General features: G+C 66.2%; 1 protein-coding gene. It reads right to left on the bottom strand.

What is annotated here, in order from left to right:
* Positions 1-999: efflux RND transporter permease subunit (locus AC1D00_RS42730; protein ID WP_477014865.1), on the bottom strand; the 999-nt coding region annotated here is incomplete at both ends.

Below are 999 nucleotides of genomic sequence, written 5' to 3'. Positions count from 1 at the left end.
CAGGAACACCACGAACACCGACAGCGCCAGCAGGAACGGCGCCTGCGAGCCCGACAGCTTCTCCTGGAGCGACTGGCCGGTCCATTCATAGCCGAAGCCGCGCGGCAATTTGCCGGCGAGGCGCTCCATCTCGGCGATGGCGTCGCCCGAGGTGAAGCCGGGCCTGGCTTCGCCGGAGATGCGCACCGCCGGATAATAGTTGAAGCCGGCGATCTGCGTCGGGCCGCGCGCCCATTCCACCGTGGTGAAGGAGGAGAACGGCACGAGCTGGCCGCGGCTGTTCTTGACGTTGTAGTTGAGGATGTCCTCAGTGCGCATGCGGTCGCGGGCGTCGGCCTGCACCACGACGCGCTGCATGCGGCCGCGGTTGGGGAAGTCGTTGATGTAGTTCGAGCCGAGATTGGTCGAGATCGTGTTGTTGATGTCCTCGAAGGTGACGCCGAAGGCGCCGGCCTTCTCGCGGTCGATCACGAGATTGACCACGCCGGCCTCGGGCAGACCCTCGACATAGACCTTCTGCAGCACCGCGCTGGCATTGGCCTCCGCGATCAGCTGGTCGGCGGCGCGCATCAGGGCCGGATAGCCCTTCTGGCCGCGGTCCTGGAGACGGAACGAGAAGCCCGAGGAGTTGCCGAGATTGTCGATCGGCGGCGGCTGCAGCGCGGAGATCTTCGCGTCGCGGATCGACGACGACAGATCCCGGTTGATGTCGGCGACGATCGCGGCCGCCGAATCCTTCGGCCCGCGCTCGGACCAGTCCTTCAAGGTGATGAAGGCCTGCGCGGTGTTCATGCCCTGACCGGAGAAGCTGAAGCCGGTGAGGAAGGTCACGTTGTCGACGCCGGGCCGCTGCGCCAGATATTTTTCGACCTTCTCGATCACGGCTTCGGTGCGGGGGTAGGACGAGTCCGACGGCGTCTGCACGTCGGTGGTGACGAAGCCCTGGTCGTCGACAGGCAGGAAGCCGCCGGGCAGGTTGACGAAGGCCCAGGACAGGCC

Source organism: Bradyrhizobium sp. P2_E8, from assembly GCF_056403875.1.
This window is presented reverse-complemented; position numbering and strand designations above follow the sequence as displayed.